The organism is Streptomyces endocoffeicus (assembly GCF_016741935.1).
Classification (GTDB): domain Bacteria; phylum Actinomycetota; class Actinomycetes; order Streptomycetales; family Streptomycetaceae; genus Streptomyces; species Streptomyces endocoffeicus.
Genome location: NZ_JAERRG010000001.1, coordinates 1,841,014 through 1,856,942 on the forward strand (window position 1 = coordinate 1,841,014; position 15,929 = coordinate 1,856,942).

Genomic DNA, 15,929 nt, shown 5'->3' on the forward strand with positions numbered 1-15,929 from the left:
TCGCGCTCGGCGGTCCACGCAGCCCACGCACCCGGATAGAATCGCCCGAGCCATGCAGACGAACATCACCTACAGCAGCTTTGTCGCCGTCGGCGACTCCTTCACCGAGGGCATGTCGGACGCGCTTCCCGACGGCACCTACCGAGGCTGGGCGGATCTGCTCGCCGGGCGCCTCGCGGCCCGCGGCCCCGGGTTCCGCTACGCCAACCTCGCCGTACGCGGCAAGCTCATCGGGCAGATCGTCGAGGAACAGACGGGCCCGGCGGCGGCCATGGGCGCCGACCTGGTGACCCTGGTCGGCGGGCTGAACGATGTGCTGCGGCCGAAATGCGACGTGGGCCAGGTGTGCGGACTGCTGGAGGAGGCCGTCGAGCGGCTGGCGCCCAGCTGCAAGCGGCTGGTGCTGATGCGCAGCCCGGGGCGGCGCGGACCGGTGCTGGAGCGGTTCCTGCCCCGGATGGAGCGGCTGTTCGCGTTCATCGACGAGCTCGGCGAACGGCATGACGCGACCGTCGTGGACCTGTACGCCTCCGAGGCGGTCGGGGACCCCCGGATGTGGCACGAGGACCGGCTGCATCTGAACGCCGAGGGGCACCGGCGGGTCGCCGAGGCCGTATGGCAGGCGCTGGGCCATGAGCCGGAGGAGGACTGGAACGCGCCCCTGCCGCCCGCGGTGCCCGCCGGGTGGCTGGCCCGCCGCACCTCGGATGCGCGGTTCGCCCGCCAGCACCTCGGGCCGTGGATCGGCAGGCGGCTGACCGGCCGCTCCTCGGGCGACGGGCGTGCACCCAAGCGCGCCGAGTTGCTGCCGTACGAGGACTGATCCGTAAGCCGTACGAGGGCTGATACATAAGGCCGGCTTCCCCGCCCTTCGGCAGGGTCCGTCGGCCACCGGTCTGGCCTGCGCGGACGGCCAGTAGACTCTCTGCACGTGACTGGTAAGCCGCGCATTCCGAACGTCCTGGCCAACCGCTACGCCTCCACGGAGCTGGCCGTCCTGTGGTCCCCCGAGTACAAGGTGACGCTGGAGCGGCGGCTGTGGCTCGCCGTGCTCCGCGCCCAGAAGGACCTCGGAATCGAGGTGCCGGACGCCGCCCTCGCCGACTACGAGCGGGTCCTGGAGACCGTCGACCTGGCCTCGATCGCCGAACGCGAGAAGGTCACCCGCCACGATGTGAAGGCCCGCATCGAGGAGTTCAACGCCCTCGCCGGCCATGAGCACGTCCACAAGGGCATGACCTCCCGCGACCTCACCGAGAATGTGGAGCAGCTCCAGATCCGGCTCTCCCTGGAGCTGGTGCGGGACCGTACGGTCGCGGTGCTGGCCCGGCTCGGCAAGCTGGCCGCCGACCACGCCGAGCTGGTGATGGCCGGGCGGTCGCACAATGTCGCGGCGCAGGCCACCACGCTCGGCAAGCGGTTCGCCACCGCGGCGGACGAGCTGCTGGTGGCGTACGAGCGGCTGGAGAACCTGCTGGGCCGCTATCCGCTGCGCGGCATCAAGGGCCCGGTCGGCACCGCGCAGGACATGCTGGACCTGCTCGGCGGCGACGCGGCGAAGCTGGCCGAGCTGGAGCGGCGGATCGCCACCCACCTGGGCTTCGGGCAGGCGTTCACCTCCGTCGGCCAGGTCTATCCGCGTTCGCTGGACTACGACGTCGTCACCGCGCTGGTGCAGCTGGCCGCGGCCCCGTCCTCGCTGGCCAAGACCATCCGGCTGATGGCCGGGCACGAGCTGGTGACCGAGGGCTTCAAGCCCGGCCAGGTCGGCTCGTCCGCGATGCCGCACAAGATGAACACCCGCTCCTGCGAGCGCGTGAACGGCCTCGCGGTGATCCTGCGCGGCTACGCCTCGATGACCGGCGAGCTGGCGGGCGACCAGTGGAACGAGGGCGATGTCTCCTGCTCGGTGGTGCGCCGGGTCGCGCTGCCGGACGCGTTCTTCGCCTTCGACGGGCTGCTGGAGACCTTCCTGACCGTGCTCGACGAGTTCGGCGCCTTCCCCGCCGTCGTCGCCCGTGAGCTGGACCGCTACCTCCCCTTCCTCGCCACCACGAAGGTGCTGATGGGCGCCGTACGGGCCGGGGTGGGCCGCGAGGTCGCCCATGAGGCGATCAAGGAGCACGCGGTGGCCGCGGCGCTGGCGATGCGCGAGCGGGGCGCCGAGCGCAATGAGCTGCTCGACTCGCTCGCCTCCGATGAGCGGATCCCGCTGGACCGGGCCGCGCTGGACGCCCTGATGGACGACAAGCTCTCCTTCACGGGCGCGGCCGCGGACCAGGTGGGCGCGGTGGTCGCCCGGATCGAGGAGATCGTCAAGGAGCGCCCGGAGGCCGCCGCCTACGCTCCCGGCTCGATCCTCTGACGCCGGCGATGACCCCCGCGCCGACCCTCGCCGAACTGGAGGCCGCCCGCGACCGCCTCGTCCCCGATGTGGTCGCGGACGGTCTGCGCGTCCTCTTCTGCGGTATCAACCCGGGGCTGATGACGGCCGCCACCGGCCACCACTTCGCCCGCCCCGGCAACCGGTTCTGGCCCACCCTCCACGCCTCGGGCTTCACCCCGCGGCAGTTGCACCCGTCCGAGCAGTCGGAGCTGGTGCGCCATGGCCTGGGCATCACCAATGTGGTGGCGCGCGCCAGCGCCCGCGCCGATGAGCTGAGCGACGAGGAGTACCGGGAGGGCGGCCGGATCCTGGAGGAGAAGGTGCTCCGGCTGCGGCCGCGCTGGCTGGCGGTGGCCGGGGTCACCGCCTACCGGGTCGCCTTCGGCGACAAGAAGGCGAAGATCGGGCCGCAGACGAGAACCATAGGCGAGACCCGGATCTGGGCCCTGCCGAACCCGAGCGGCCTCAACGCGCACTGGACGCTGCCGGCCATGGCGGAGGAGTACGGCCGGCTGCGCACCGCCGCCGAGGCGGAGGGCTAGGGGACACCAGAGCCCGAGCATGAGGTGATGCCGTCGGCGCGGTCACTCGAACCGTGCTGTGTCGCCTGCCCCTCGACGTACGATCTCGGCTTCGCCGCCGGACAAGTCGATGACCGTGGTCGGCTCGGTGCCGCAGTCACCCGAGTCCACCACGGCGTCCACCACGTGGTCGAGCCGTTCTTTGATCTCCCAGCCCTGCGTCATCGGCTCGTCCTCATCGGGCAGGAGCAGGGTGCTGGAGAGCAGCGGCTCACCGAGGTCGGCGAGCAAGGCCTGAGTGGCGGTATGGTCAGGAATCCGGACTCCGACCGTCTTTTTCTTCGGGTGCAGCAGCTGCCGCGGCACATCCTTGGTCGCCGGGAGGATGAAGGTGTAACTGCCGGGCGTCGCTGCTTTGATCACGCGGAACACGTCCTTGTCGACGTGCACGAACTGGCCCAGCTGCGCGAAGTTCTGGCACACCAGCGTGAAGTGGTGACGCTCGTCGAGGTCCCGGATCGACCGGATCCGGCCGATGCCGTCACGATTGCCCAGTCGGCATCCCAGTGCGAAGCAGGAGTCCGTCGGGTAGGCGATGAGCGCGCCGGAGCGGATCATGTCAGCCACATTGCTGATGGTGCGCTGCTGTGGATTATCGGGGTGCACATCGAAATACTTCGCCATCCACCGAGCCTATGCGATCAGGACACCCGGTCGTTCCGTGCCCCGGTCGCGGCCGAGCCCGACGATGACGACATCGACGAGCCGTCGCGCCCAGTGCCGGAGGGGGCGTCATATCGTGCCCTCCTCCCCTATCGCCACCAGCAGCTGGAACGGCAGCTCGCGGTCGCCCTGGCCGACGCCCAGCCCGACCCAGCGGCCCTCGACGCGCCAGACGCGCAGCTCGGGTACGTAACCGCACAGGGTGTCCAGCGGGGGCGGGACCGGCTCGCCCATCGCCGAGCGCTCCAGGGAGTCGGTGAGGTCGAGGACGTCGGGGGCGCCCCAGCGTAAGGTCAGCACCTGGTCCAGCGCGCTCAGCTCGGCCTCGAACTCCTCCAGCACCTCCTCGACCCGGGTCAGATCGGCGTCCCAGAAGTCCTCGCTGACGCGGAGGTCGGCGACATGGAAGCCGGGGCCGCTCTCCACCCATCCGTCGGCGGTCCGCTGCGCGGGGAAGTCCCGCACGCGCAGTTGATCGATCGTGGTCACATGGTCCGCCGTACTGGTCATGGAGTCAGTAAACCGTGTAGGTCGGACATCTGGCCGCCCGTCAGCTGGGCCGCGCGAGGGCAGGGCGGCCCGAGCTGGGAGGAGGCACTCGCCGCCTCCCCGTCCAGCGGATACGATCCGGCAGATACGCACTGGGAGGGAGGCCGACGTTGGGGCGGCTCACCGGCGGGGACCCGTCTCTGCTGCGACGCATCAACTCCGCCGTGGTCCTGCACGCGCTGCGCGCGGCGACCGCGTCCGACACCGCCACCGGGGGTGGCCAGGACGACGCGGGCGGCTGCGCCGGGAGCGCGAGCCTCACCGATCTGACCCGGGTGACCGGGCTGTCCCGGCCCACCGTCGAGGGGGTGATCGACGGGCTGGCCGACAGCGGTCTGGTGGTCGAGGTGCCCGCCGAGGAGGGCGGTGTCCGTCGCCAGGGACGCCCCGCGCGCCGCTTCCGCTTCCGGGCCGAGGCCGGGCATCTGCTCGGCATAGAGATAGGGCCGCACCGGGTGGCCGCGCTCCTGTCGGACCTCGACGGACACGCGCTCGGCTCGATCGTGCGCGAGGTGTCGGAGAAGGCGTCCGCGGACGAGCGGCTGGAGCGGGTGCGCACCACCGTCGCGGATCTGCTGCGGCGCGCGGGGGTGGCCCGGTTCTCGCTGCGCGCGGTCGGGGTGGGCAGCCCCGGGGTGGTCGAGGCCGACGGCACCGTCCATCTGTGCACCGCGCTCCCCGGCTGGACCGGGCTGCCCCTGGGCGAGCGGCTGCGGCGGTCCTTCCGCTGTCCGGTGCTGGTGGAGAACGACGCGAACACGGCCGCGGTGGCCGAGCACTGGAAGGGCGCGGCGGCCGGTTCGGACGATGTGGTGTTCGTGCTGGCCGGGTTGAGCCCGGGGGCCGGGTCGTTGATCGGCGGGCGGCTCCACCGCGGCTTCGGCGGCGCCGCCGGGGAGATCGGGGCGCTGCATCTGCTGGGCCAGGAGGCCGCCCCGGAAGAGGTGCTCTCCACGACCGGGGAGCCGCTGAACCCGCTGGACGAGGCGCAGGTGGCGCATGTCTTCGCGCTGGCCCGGGACGGCGACGAGCGGGCGCGCGCGGCCGTGGACCGCTTCGTCCGCAGGCTGGTGCACGACACGGCGGCCCTGGTGCTGGCGCTGGACCCGGAGGTCGTGGTGGTGGGCGGCTGGGCCGCCGGTCTGGACGGGGTGCTGGCCCCGCTGCGCGATGAGCTGTCGCGCTACTGTCTGCGGCCCCCGCAGGTCGCGCTCTCGCTGCTCGGCGAGGCGGCGGTGACCACGGGGGCGCTGCGGCTGGCCCTGGACCATGTGGAGCAGGAGCTCTTCGCGGTCGACAGCACGGTGACGACCCGCCGCGCGAGCCGCTGACGCGGGAGGCACGGCGGGCGGGGCGTTTCGGGACCGGTGCGCGGCCACGTCGGTGGTGTACGTGGCCGGGTAGGGCGCGCACGCGGCGGCGGCACGGGACACGTACACATGCACAGGGGCGTGGGGCGGGCCCGGAGCAAGCCGCACCGGGCCCGGATCAGTCCCTACAGGGGCTGGATCGCGCCGCATCGAGGCCGGGTCAGCCCGCCAGCAGCTCCTCGCCCGCGTCGCCGAAGGTGAGCCGGCAGGTGTCGGCCCGGTACGTGGCCACGGCGACGGCCGCGGTGCGGCCCTGGGCCACATAGCGGGTGGTCACGAGGAGGACGGGGGCGCCGGGCAGCCGGTCGAGCTCCTTGGCGTCGTCCGCGCGGGCCGAACCGAGCTCCACGGTCTGCTCACGGCCCTCCAGCTCCAGCCGGCGCAGCTCGCGCAGCACGGCGCGGGCGCGGGCCAGCCCGCTGGGGGTGTCGATGGCGGCGAGGCCGGGGACGGACTCGGCCGGTACGTACATCAGCTCGGCGGCGAGCGGCTGGCCGTGGCTCATCCGGGTGCGGCGCACCCGGTGGACCGGGGTGTCGGGGTCGATCTCCAGCAGCCGGGCGACCTCGGCGGGCGGGGCCGCCTCGGTGCTGTCGACGGTCTGCCAGGTGTTCTCGCCGGAGGTGTCGGTCCAGCCATGGGCGTAGTCCCCGACGGCCACGCCGACGCGGGGCGGGGCGACGGTGGTGCCGACACCGCGGCGGCGCTGCAGCCTGCCCTCCAGCTCGAGCTGCTCGAGGGCCTGTCGGAGGGTGGCGCGGGCGACGCCGAAGCGGGCGGCCAGCTCACGCTCGTTGGGCAGGATCTCGCCGACCGCGAACTCCGAGTCGAGTGCGTCGCTGAGCACGGTCTTCAGATGCCAGTACTTGGGCTCTGGCACCGATTCCAGCTGCGTGGTCCCCACCCTGTCCCCCTTGATTCCGACGGCTGACGATCCCGCGCGCCTTCACAGTTATGCGCGCTTCTTTATTAAAGGTTGTTGCAGTATCAATGCGACCATAAGGCGGCGTGCGTACTTGGTCAAGACCAATCCCTGACCGGTTATCGTCGGTGACCGTAGGAGCAGGATGCGTCACGGGGCGGGAGCTGAGCTGAGCTGATGGGCATGGACCAGGTCACGGTGGTCACAGGGGGCAGTCGCGGCATCGGCGCGGCGGTTGCGGTGCGGCTCGCGCGCGCCGGACACAGCGTCGCGATCGGCTACGAGCACGCCCGGGACGCGGCGGAGCGGTGGGCGGCGGCGGTGCGTGCGGAGGGTGTGCGGTCGATGGCCATCCAGGCCGACACCAGCGACGCGGAACAGGTCGAGGCGATGTTCGACCGGGTGCGGGAGGAGTTGGGCCCGATCACCGGTCTGGTCAACAACGCCGGGATCACCGGCCCGTTGGGCCGCTTCACCGAGACCTCACCGGAGGTGATGCGCCGCGTCGTGGACGTCAATGTCACCGGGGCCCTGCTGTGCGCCCGTCGCGCGGCGCGCGAGATGTCCACGCGCCACGGCGGGCAGGGCGGCGCCATCGTCAACATCTCCTCCGGGGCGGCGACGACCGGCAGCCCCGGGGAGTATGTGCACTACGCGGCCAGTAAGGCGGCGGTCGACGCGATGACCGTCGGGCTGTCGAAGGAGCTGGCGGCGGAGGGGGTCCGGGTCAACTCGGTCCAGCCCGGAATGACGCTGACCGACATCCACGCGCGGATGGGCGACCCCGAGCGGCCGTGGCGCGTCCAGGGGCGGGTGCCGATGGGGCGGCCTGGCGAGCCGGAGGAGATCGCGGGCGCGGTGGCGTGGCTGCTGTCGCCGGAGGCGTCGTACACGACGGGGGCGGTGCTGCGGGTCGCGGGCGGGCTGTAGCGGCGTTCGCGGTCGGCGGCGTACGGGGGGCGGCGGCGTACACGGTCGGCGTTCGCGGTCGGCGTGCGCGGTCGGCGGCGTGCGGTTGCGCGGGCATCGGCCAACGGCCAACGGCATCGGGTCTACCCTCCGGTAACTCTTGCTGACATGCTGTCTCATACGCCGTGTGCGCCTGCCGGAACGCCGATCGTGAGGAGCCACCCGATGCCCGCGTCCCTCTCCTTCTCCGTCGCCACCCCCGGCGGCCCCCGCACCGCCCGGGTCGTCCACGAACGGCGCGGCGCGGGGCGGCCGTTGGTGCTGCTGCACGGCATCGGCCACCACTGGCAGGCATGGGAGCCGGTGCTGGACATCCTCGCCGCCGACCGCGATGTGATCGCCGTGGATCTGCCCGGCTTCGGGGCGTCGGACGCGCTCCCGGACGGCATCCCCTACGACCTCGACGGCGTCATACCCGTGCTCGACGCGCTCTTCGAGGCCCTCGGCGTCAAGCGCCCGGACGTGGCCGGGAACTCGCTCGGCGGGCTGATCGCCCTGGAGCTGGGCCGGCTCGGACTCGTCCGGTCCGTCACGGCGCTGTCCCCGGCCCGGTTCTGGACCGAGGCCGAGCGCCGCTACGCCTTCGGTGTGCTGTCCGTGATGCGGGCCGGGGCGCGGGCGCTGCCGCCGCCGATGGTGGCGTGGCTGGCCCGCGGCGCTGCCGGACGGGCCGCCCTGACCGGCGCCATCTACGCCCGGCCCACGCGGCGTTCACCGGACGCCGTCGTCGCCGAGACGCGGGCGCTGCGCGAGGCGGTCGGCTTCGGCGCCACGCTGGCCGCCGGGAGCTCCGGGCTGTTCACGCACGACATCCCCGATGTCCCGGTCACCATCGCCTGGGGCTCGCGCGACCGGCTGATGCCGTGCCGCCAGGGCGTCCGCGCCAAGCAGGTGATCCCCGGCGCCCGGCTGGTCCGCCTCCCCGGCTGCGGCCATGTGCCCATGAACGACGATCCCGCGCTGGTCGCCCGCGTCATCCTGGACGGCAGCCGCTGACCGCCCCGCCCGGCTCCGTGCATCACCCTCCGTACATCACCCTCCGTACCGCACACGTCCGGGGTCTTTACTCCGGGTGGTCGCGCCGTTGTTCACTGGGCGTTCGTAAGAGCGGCATCTTGCACCGATAGCAAACACAGGAGCACAGCGGTTCTACGAGCGACGGAGGGCACCATGGGGCGGGAATCGGGCAGAGGGATCGGACGGCGCACGGTATTGCAGGGATCGGCGGCCGCCTCGGCGGCGATCGCGGTGCCCACCGTGGCATCGGCCGCCGCGTCGGCCGCGTCCGGCGGCGCGCCCGCTCAGGCGCTGTCGGGGCGTCCGAGCGCCCAGTGGGGCGTGCAGGTGGGCGATGTGACGGCGTCGTCAGGGCTGGTGTGGGTCCGCTCCGACCGTCCGGCCCGGATGATCGTGGAGACCTCCGCGACCGAGTCCTTCGCGCGGGCCAAGCGCTGGCACGGCCCGCTGGTCGGCCCGGGCACCGACTTCACCGGGCGCACCGCGCTGCACGGCCTGCCCGCCGGGAGCCAGGTGCACTACCGGGTGCTGCTGGCCGACCCGGAGGACCCGCGCCGCACGAGTGAGCCGGTGCACGGCACGTTCCGCACGGTTCCCGAGCGCCGTAAGGGCGTGCGTTTCGTCTGGTCGGGCGATCTGGCGGGCCAGGGCTGGGGCATCAACCCGGACCACGGCGGCTACCGCATCTTCGAGGAGATGCGCCGCCGCGAGCCGGACTTCTTCCTGTGCAGCGGCGACAACATCTACGCGGACGGCCCGATGACGGAGAGCGTCAAGCTGCCCGACGGCTCCACCTGGCGCAACCTCATCACCCCGGAGAAGACCAAGGTCGCCGAGACGCTGGACGAGTACCGCGGCAACTTCCGGTACAACCTGCTCGACCCCGCCCTGCGCCGGTTCCACGCCGAGGTGCCGACCATCACCCAGTGGGACGACCACGAGGTGCTCAACAACTGGTACCCGGGCGAGATCCTGGTCGACGACCGCTACACCGAGAAGAACGTCAACGTGCTGGCGGCCCGCGCGCGCCGGGCGTTCGCCGAGTACTTCCCGATCAGCACGCTGCGCCCGGACGCGAGCGGCCGGGTCTACCGGGTCCAGCACCAGGGCCCGCTGCTGGACGTGTTCGTGCTGGACTGCCGTACGTACCGCGACCCCAACTCGCCGAACCGCCAGCCGGAGGACGCCCAGGGCATCCTCGGCGCCGAGCAGCTGGCGTGGCTCAAGCGCGAGCTGTCGCGGTCGCGCGCGGTGTGGAAGGTCATCGCCTGCGACATGCCGCTGGGCCTGGTGGTCCCGGACGGGACCACCGACTTCGAGGCCGTCGCGCAGGGCGACCCGGGCGCCCCGCTCGGCCGTGAGCTCCAGATGGCCGACCTGCTGCGGCACATCAAGCACCAGAAGATCACCGGCACGGTGTGGCTGACGGCGGACGTCCACTACACCTCGGCGCAGCACTACGACCCGTCGCGGGCGGCGTTCAAGGACTTCGCGCCGTTCTGGGAGTTCGTCTCCGGTCCGCTGAACGCGGGCGCCTTCCCGGCGGTCAAGCTGGACGGCACGTTCGGCCCCGAGCAGCCCTTCGTCAAGGCGCCGACGGTGGCGAACGTCTCGCCCGCCGAGGGCTTCCAGTTCTACGGCGAGGTGGACATCGACGGCGACAGCGCCGAGATGACCGTCCGGCTGCGCGAGGACGGCGGCAAGGTGCTGTTCACCAAGGTGCTGCGGCCGGGTCTGGTCGGCCAGTAGCCGCGGTGTGCGGTGCGCGGCCCCGTACGGTACGCCGACGGGACCGCGCACCGTAAGGCCGCCGCGTTCCCGCGCCGCGCACCGTAAGGCCGCCGCGTACCGTACGGGCATGGGATCCAGCGACGCCCCCGGCCCGGCCTCCCGGCTCACCTATCCGGAGGTGGGCGCCACCCGGCGGTGGCCGCTGCCGTCCGGCTATCGCCATCTGCGGGTGCGGACCCGGGTCGGCCACGGGCGGGCCACGTTCGAGGCGGCCGGGCGGGCGGTGATGGACTGGCGGATGCACCGTGCGGTGGGGGTGTCGATCCGCGCCGCGGATCCGGTCGCCACGCCGGGGCGGCCGGTTGTGGTGGGCCTGGGGGTCGGGCGGCTGCGGCTGCGCGCGCCGTGCGAGGTGGTGTGGACGGTCGCGGAGGAGTCGCGGACCGGCTTCGCGTACGGCACGCTGCCCGGCCATCCGGAGCGGGGCGAGGAGTCGTTCGTGGTGGAGCTGGAACCGGATGGCTCAGTGGTACTGACGGTGACGGCGTTCAGCCGTTCGGAGTCCTGGTTCGGCCGGGCCGGAGGGCCGCTGGTGCCGCTCTTCCAGCGGGCGTACGCACGGCGGTGCGGCAGAGTACTGCGCAGGTGGGCGGTAGGGTGACGGAACCTCAGGCTTCAACCTTTTGATTTCGGACAAAATAAGCTTCTGTTACCAGATGCGCCCTTAACCCATAGGTCACAGTCTGTTCGTGATCACGCAACACCTTTGCGCGAGGGTGTTTGTATGACATTCCGAGCGACCCCCGAGCCCCCTCACCGGCACCGCCCCCGCTGGCGGCACGATCTGGTCGCATGGTGGTCACGGCGCCAGGGCCACGCACCGCCGGACAGCTCACGCTCGCCCGCGGCCGACGCCCACCCCGCCCACGCCGCGGGCGCCCCGGAGACCACAGCCCCGAAGACCACAGCCCCGGAGACCACGGCCCCCGAGCCCACCACGCTGTGGCGGATGCGCACGACCGTACGGGACGAGCCAGGCGCCCTTGCCGCGCTGTGCGCGGCGCTGGCCGGGCACCGGGTCGACATCCTGGCCCTGCAGACCCATCCGCTGACGGACGGCACGGTGGACGAGTTCCTGCTGCGCGCGCCCGAGGCCCTGCCGTCCGACGGGCTGACCGACGCCGTCGCCGTCGCGGGCGGCCGTGACACCTGGGTCGAGCGGGCCGATACCCACGACCTGGTGGACGCGCCGACCCGGGCGCTGACCCTGGCCACCCGCACCGCCCTGGACGCCGCCGAACTCCCGCTCGCCCTACGCCAGTTGTTCGGCCGCTGCACCATCCACTCCGTTCCCGCCAAGTCCCTCAGCGGACGGTCCCTGGACAGCACACCGCCCGCCGAAGGTGTCCTGGAGGAGACCGTGATGCGGCTGCGCGACCCGTCCGGCGGCGCGATCATCATCGAGCGGCCGTATCTGCCGTTCACCCCGACCGAGTTCGCCCGGGCCCGCGCGCTGGTCGAGCTGGACGCCCGGCTCGGCCCGCGGATCCCGCACGACGGCGATGTGCTGACGCTGCCCGAGGGCAACGCCATCACCGTACGCCGCGCCGACACCGGCGACCTGGCCGCCGCCCGCGAGATGCACGCCCGCTGCTCCTCCGGCACGCTCGGGCAGCGCTACCACGGGCCGGTCGGCGACGCCGACCGTTACCTCGCCCATCTGCTGAGCCCCCGCTTCGGCCGCACCCTGGCCGCGTACACCGCCTCCGGGCGGCTGGTGGCCCTCGGCCATCTGCTCTGGGACGGGGACGAGACCGAGGTCGCACTGATCGTCGAGGACGAGTGGCAGCGCCGCGGCGTCGGCGGGGAGCTGCTGCGGCGGCTGGTGGCGATGGCCGCCGAGACCGGCTGCGGATGCGTCTACGCCGTCACTCAGTCGGCCAACACCGGCATGGTCGCCGCGATGCGCGCCCTCGAACTGCCGCTGGACTACCAGATCGAGCAGGGCACGCTGGTGATCAGCGCCCGCCTCGACCCGGCGCCGGCACCCGAGCCGGCCCTTCCGCTGCCGGTCCCGCCGCACGCGCACTGAGCCCGACCGGGGCCCCGTGCCCCGCCCGGCGGGCGTCGCGCCCCGCCGGGCCGCCGTCGAGCGCCGCCGGGCCGCCGTCGAGCGCCCGGTCCAGATCGCGCCACAGGTCCGCCGCGTCCTCGAGCCCGACCGACATCCGCAGCAGCCGGTCGCCGATCCCCGAGGAGCGGCGGTCCCCCTCGGCCACGATGCGGTGGCTGATGGAGGCCGGGTGCTGGATGAGGGTGTCCACGCTGCCCAGGCTCACCGCCGGGGTGATCAGCCGCACCCCGGCGATCACCTCGTGCGGATCGCCGTGGGGCTCGAAGGCCACCATCGCCCCGCCGATCCGGGGATAGTGGACGCGGGCCACCCGTGGGTCGCCGGCCAGCCGCCGGGCCAGCTCGGCCGCGGTCGCCGACGCGGCCCGCATCCGTACCGGCAGCGTGGACAGCCCGCGCAGCAGCAGATATCCGGCGAGCGGATGCAGCACCCCGCCGGTGGCGAACCGCACCTGGCGCAGCACCCGGGCGAACTCCTCGTCGCAGGCCACCACGCCGCCCATCACATCGCCGTGGCCGCCGAGGTACTTGGTGGCGCTGTGCAGGACGAGGCTCGCGCCCCGCTCGGCGGGGCGCTGCAGCACCGGGGTGGCGAAGGTGTTGTCCGCGAGCAGCGGGACCGTGCCGCAGGAGTGGGCGACGGCCCGCAGATCGAGTTCGGCGAGCGTCGGATTGGCCGGGGTCTCCACCATGACCAGGCCGGTGTCGGGGCGGATCGCGTCCGCGATGCCGGCCGGGTCCACCCAGGTGACCTCGGTGCCCAGCAGCCCGGTGTCCAGCAGATGGTCGCTGCATCCGTACAGCGGGCGGACCGCCACCACATGCCGCGGCCCCTGGGCCCCGCGCGCCAGCAGACACGCGCTGAGCGCCGCCATGCCACTGGCGAACGCGACCGCGCTCTCGGTGCCCTCCAGCCGGGCCAGGGCGGTCTCGAAGCGGGCCACGGTGGGGTTGTCCAGGCGGGCGTAGACCGGCGGGCCGTCCGGCCGGGCGCCGGTGGCGGCGAACGCGTCGATCCTGGCGGCCTCCTGGCGGCTGTCGTACGAGGGATAGGTCGTCGACAGATCCAGGGGTACGGCGTGCAGGCCCATCCCCGGGAGGTCCTCGCGCCCGGCGTGGACGGCCTCGGTGGCGAACGCGTGCCGTGCGGCGGCTTCGCCGCGCGAGCCCTGTGCGCCCGGCGCGGTCTCCGTGCCCCGTATGGTTCCCGTGCTCCCTGCGCTCTCCGTGCTCTGCCTGATGTCCATGTGTGAAGGGTGAACAACCACCGGGCTCTCGCAGCCGATGTCCGTGTTACGTTCGGCCGATGGCCGAAACCGTCGCTCTCGATCCGGTGGATCTTCAGATTCTGCGGCTGCTGCAGAACGACGCCCGGACCACCTACCGCGATCTGGCCGCCCAGGTCGGTGTGGCGCCCTCGACCTGTCTGGACCGAGTGGCCCGGCTGCGCCGCTCCGGGGTGATTCTCGGCCATGAACTCCGCCTGGACCCAACCAAGCTGGGGCGCGGTCTCGAGGCCCTGCTCTCGGTGCAGCTGCGGCCCCACCGCAGGGAGCTGGTCGGCCCGTTCGTGGAGCGGATCCGGGCGCTGCCCGAGTCCCGGGCGCTGTTCCACCTGGCCGGACCGGACGACTATCTGGTGCACGTGGCGGTGGCCGACACCGCGGATCTCCAGCGGCTGGTGCTGGACGAGTTCACCTCGCGCCGCGAGGTGGCCCGGGTCGAGACCCGGCTGATCTTCCAGCAGTGGAGCTGCGGCCCGCTGCTGCCGCCCGCCCGGGACGGCTCGGCAACCTCGTAGCACACCCGTGCTCCCATGCGTCACACCCCCGTGGTGCTGACGCCACACCCCGGAACGTACGAGGATGGGCCGCATGTCCGATACCAAGAACGCTCCGCTGCCCCGTCAGGTCGCCGACACCTACGTCGACGCCCTCATCGAACTCGACCCGATCACCGGCACCTACCTGGGCGTTCCCGAGAGCTCCCGGCGTCTTCCGGACTTCTCCCCCGAGGGGGCGAAGGCCATCGCCGACCTCGACCGCACCACCTTGGACCGGCTGGCGGAGGCCGAGGCGCGCCCCGGCGCGGACAACGACGCCGAGCGCCGCTGCGCCCGGCTGCTGCGGGAGCGGCTGACCGCCGAACTCGATGTGCACGAGGCCGATGAGCACCTGCGCGCGGTCAGCAACCTGAGCTCCCCGCTGCACTCGGTGCGCGGCATCTTCACCGTGATGCCCACCGAGACCGAGGAGGACTGGTCGGCGGTCGCGGCCCGGCTGCGCGCCGTACCGGCCGCGCTGGAGGGGTACCGCGCCTCGCTCGCCGAGGGGCTGCGGCGGAACCTGCCGGCCGGCCCCCGGCAGGTGGCCACGGTCCTCGAGCAGCTGGCGGAGTGGATCGGAACGGACGGCGGCTGGTTCGCGGACTTCACCTCCGAGGGCCCCGACACGCTGCGCGGCGAGCTGAACGAGGCGGCCGCGGCGGCCACGGGCGCGCTGGGCGCGCTCCGCGACTGGCTGCGCGACACCTACGCCCCGGCCATCGAGGCCGCGCCCGATGTGGTGGGGCGCGAGCGCTACCGCCGCTGGGCCCGGATGTGGAACGGCACGGACCTCGACCTGGACGAGGCGTACGCGTACGGCTGGTCGGAATTCCACCGGATCCACGCCGAGATGCGCACCGAGGCCGAGAAGATCCTGCCCGGCGCCAACCCGTGGGAGGCGCTGCGCCACCTCGACGCCCACGGGGCCCATATCGAGGGCGTCGAGGAGACCCGGGTGTGGCTGCAGGAGCTGATGGACGAGGCCATCGAGCAGCTGGACGGCACCCACTTCGACCTGGCCGAACGGGTCAAGCGGGTCGAGTCGATGATCGCCCCGCCGGGCAGCGCGGCGGCGCCGTACTACACCCAGCCGTCGGTGGACTTCTCCCGCCCCGGCCGGACCTGGCTGCCCACCATGGGCGAGACCCGCTTCCCGGTCTACGACCTGGTCTCCACCTGGTACCACGAGGGCGTACCCGGCCACCATCTGCAGCTCGCGCAGTGGGCGCACGTCTCCGACCAGCTCTCCCGCTACCAGGCCACAGTGGGCATGGTGAGCGCCAACGCGGAGGGCTGGGCGCTGTACGCGGAGCGGCTCATGGACGAGCTGGGCTATCTGACGGACCCGGAGCGGCGGCTGGGCTACTTGGACGCGCAGATGATGCGGGCGCTCCGGGTGATCGTCGACATCGGGATGCACCTGGAGCTGGAGATCCCCGCCGATTCGCCGTTCCACCCCGGTGAGCGGTGGACTCCTGAGCTGGCGCGCGAGTTCTTCGGGCTGCACTGCGGCCGTCCGGCGGAGTTCCTCGACAGTGAACTGGTGCGCTATCTGGGCATGCCGGGCCAGGCCATCGGCTACAAGCTGGGCGAGCGGGCCTGGCTGACGGGGCGGGAGGCGGCCCGTAAGGCGCACGGCGACGCCTTTGACGCCAAGAAGTGGCACATGGCGGCGCTGTCGCAGGGGTCGCTGGGGCTTGACGACCTGGTGGAGGAGCTGTCGGCACTCTGAGCTCGCTGCGCCTTCCGCGCCTGGTAGGGGCGGGCCGCATCCGTACGGGTA

At 72.7% G+C, this 15,929-nt stretch carries 15 protein-coding genes; 11 read left to right on the plus strand and 4 right to left on the minus strand.

Annotation, left to right across the window (positions count from 1 at the left end; all coding sequences use genetic code 11):
• Window positions 1-52 precede the first annotated feature (52 nt).
• From JK364_RS07060 to mug, 3 genes are all read left to right on the plus strand, one after another.
• Window positions 53-823, plus strand: coding sequence for an SGNH/GDSL hydrolase family protein (locus JK364_RS07060; RefSeq protein ID WP_201848470.1), 771 nt, complete (start codon window positions 53-55; stop codon window positions 821-823).
• Between the two features lie 108 nt (window positions 824-931).
• The gene (gene purB / locus JK364_RS07065; protein ID WP_201848471.1) at window positions 932-2,365 is read left to right on the plus strand and encodes an adenylosuccinate lyase; all 1,434 of its coding nucleotides are present in this window, start codon (window positions 932-934) and stop codon (window positions 2,363-2,365) included.
• An 8-nt stretch (window positions 2,366-2,373) separates the two neighbouring features.
• Window positions 2,374-2,928: a G/U mismatch-specific DNA glycosylase gene (gene mug, locus JK364_RS07070; RefSeq protein ID WP_201848472.1), complete on the plus strand. Its 555-nt coding sequence runs from the start codon at window positions 2,374-2,376 to the stop codon at window positions 2,926-2,928.
• Window positions 2,929-2,970: 42 nt separating this feature from the next.
• Here the strand turns inward: mug and JK364_RS07075 are convergent, their stop codons facing one another.
• Window positions 2,971-3,591, minus strand: a complete 621-nt coding sequence (locus JK364_RS07075; protein WP_201848473.1) for an L-threonylcarbamoyladenylate synthase — start codon at window positions 3,589-3,591, stop codon at window positions 2,971-2,973.
• A gap of 108 nt (window positions 3,592-3,699) precedes the next feature.
• Window positions 3,700-4,140 carry a hypothetical protein gene (locus JK364_RS07080; protein ID WP_201848474.1) on the minus strand — a complete coding sequence of 147 codons (441 nt, stop codon included), beginning with the start codon at window positions 4,138-4,140 and terminating at the stop codon, window positions 3,700-3,702.
• 149 nt (window positions 4,141-4,289) lie between these two features.
• Between JK364_RS07080 and JK364_RS07085 the strand changes: the two genes are divergently transcribed.
• Entirely contained in the window at window positions 4,290-5,510 is a 1,221-nt protein-coding gene (locus JK364_RS07085; protein ID WP_201848477.1) for an ROK family protein, read from the plus strand.
• Window positions 5,511-5,709: 199 nt separating this feature from the next.
• Here the strand turns inward: JK364_RS07085 and JK364_RS07090 are convergent, their stop codons facing one another.
• On the minus strand, window positions 5,710-6,453 hold the full coding sequence (locus JK364_RS07090) for a GntR family transcriptional regulator (protein WP_201848479.1): 744 nt from the start codon (window positions 6,451-6,453) through the stop codon (window positions 5,710-5,712).
• Between the two features lie 201 nt (window positions 6,454-6,654).
• On the opposite strand from JK364_RS07090, the gene JK364_RS07095 reads away from it, so the two are divergent.
• The 5 genes from JK364_RS07095 to JK364_RS07115 all read left to right on the plus strand — a co-directional run bounded on the left by JK364_RS07095 (window position 6,655) and on the right by JK364_RS07115 (window position 12,280).
• Window positions 6,655-7,401: an SDR family oxidoreductase gene (locus JK364_RS07095; protein WP_201848481.1), complete on the plus strand. Its 747-nt coding sequence runs from the start codon at window positions 6,655-6,657 to the stop codon at window positions 7,399-7,401.
• Between the two features lie 204 nt (window positions 7,402-7,605).
• Window positions 7,606-8,436: an alpha/beta fold hydrolase gene (locus JK364_RS07100; protein WP_201848483.1), complete on the plus strand. Its 831-nt coding sequence runs from the start codon at window positions 7,606-7,608 to the stop codon at window positions 8,434-8,436.
• A gap of 174 nt (window positions 8,437-8,610) precedes the next feature.
• Window positions 8,611-10,206: an alkaline phosphatase D family protein gene (locus JK364_RS07105; protein WP_201848485.1), complete on the plus strand. Its 1,596-nt coding sequence runs from the start codon at window positions 8,611-8,613 to the stop codon at window positions 10,204-10,206.
• 109 nt (window positions 10,207-10,315) lie between these two features.
• Window positions 10,316-10,849 carry a DUF1990 domain-containing protein gene (locus tag JK364_RS07110; protein WP_201848487.1) on the plus strand — a complete coding sequence of 178 codons (534 nt, stop codon included), beginning with the start codon at window positions 10,316-10,318 and terminating at the stop codon, window positions 10,847-10,849.
• Window positions 10,850-10,972: 123 nt separating this feature from the next.
• The gene (locus JK364_RS07115) at window positions 10,973-12,280 is read left to right on the plus strand and encodes a GNAT family N-acetyltransferase (protein ID WP_201848489.1); all 1,308 of its coding nucleotides are present in this window, start codon (window positions 10,973-10,975) and stop codon (window positions 12,278-12,280) included.
• Here the strand turns inward: JK364_RS07115 and JK364_RS07120 are convergent.
• Entirely contained in the window at window positions 12,207-13,568 is a 1,362-nt protein-coding gene (locus JK364_RS07120; RefSeq protein WP_201848491.1) for a trans-sulfuration enzyme family protein, read from the minus strand. The two genes, JK364_RS07115 and JK364_RS07120, sit on opposite strands and share 74 nt — an antisense overlap.
• Before the next feature lie 59 nt (window positions 13,569-13,627).
• On the opposite strand from JK364_RS07120, the gene JK364_RS07125 reads away from it, so the two are divergent.
• Together JK364_RS07125 and JK364_RS07130 are read left to right on the plus strand one after the other, a co-directional pair.
• The gene (locus JK364_RS07125) at window positions 13,628-14,122 is read left to right on the plus strand and encodes an Lrp/AsnC family transcriptional regulator (protein WP_201848493.1); all 495 of its coding nucleotides are present in this window, start codon (window positions 13,628-13,630) and stop codon (window positions 14,120-14,122) included.
• A gap of 73 nt (window positions 14,123-14,195) precedes the next feature.
• Window positions 14,196-15,878, plus strand: coding sequence for a DUF885 domain-containing protein (locus tag JK364_RS07130; RefSeq protein ID WP_201848495.1), 1,683 nt, complete (start codon window positions 14,196-14,198; stop codon window positions 15,876-15,878).
• Window positions 15,879-15,929: the final 51 nt, after the last annotated feature.

Coding starts and splice junctions, on each gene's coding strand:
- JK364_RS07105 (WP_201848485.1), top strand. CDS start 8,611: ATGGGGCGGGAATCGGGCAGAGGGATCGGACGGCGCACGGTATTGCAG.
- JK364_RS07120 (WP_201848491.1), bottom strand. CDS start 13,568: ATGGACATCAGGCAGAGCACGGAGAGCGCAGGGAGCACGGGAACCATA.
- JK364_RS07125 (WP_201848493.1), top strand. CDS start 13,628: ATGGCCGAAACCGTCGCTCTCGATCCGGTGGATCTTCAGATTCTGCGG.
- JK364_RS07060 (WP_201848470.1), top strand. CDS start 53: ATGCAGACGAACATCACCTACAGCAGCTTTGTCGCCGTCGGCGACTCC.
- JK364_RS07115 (WP_201848489.1), top strand. CDS start 10,973: ATGACATTCCGAGCGACCCCCGAGCCCCCTCACCGGCACCGCCCCCGC.
- JK364_RS07080 (WP_201848474.1), bottom strand. CDS start 4,140: ATGACCAGTACGGCGGACCATGTGACCACGATCGATCAACTGCGCGTG.
- JK364_RS07075 (WP_201848473.1), bottom strand. CDS start 3,591: ATGGCGAAGTATTTCGATGTGCACCCCGATAATCCACAGCAGCGCACC.
- JK364_RS07110 (WP_201848487.1), top strand. CDS start 10,316: ATGGGATCCAGCGACGCCCCCGGCCCGGCCTCCCGGCTCACCTATCCG.
- JK364_RS07095 (WP_201848481.1), top strand. CDS start 6,655: ATGGACCAGGTCACGGTGGTCACAGGGGGCAGTCGCGGCATCGGCGCG.
- JK364_RS07100 (WP_201848483.1), top strand. CDS start 7,606: ATGCCCGCGTCCCTCTCCTTCTCCGTCGCCACCCCCGGCGGCCCCCGC.
- JK364_RS07130 (WP_201848495.1), top strand. CDS start 14,196: ATGTCCGATACCAAGAACGCTCCGCTGCCCCGTCAGGTCGCCGACACC.
- mug (WP_201848472.1), top strand. CDS start 2,374: ATGACCCCCGCGCCGACCCTCGCCGAACTGGAGGCCGCCCGCGACCGC.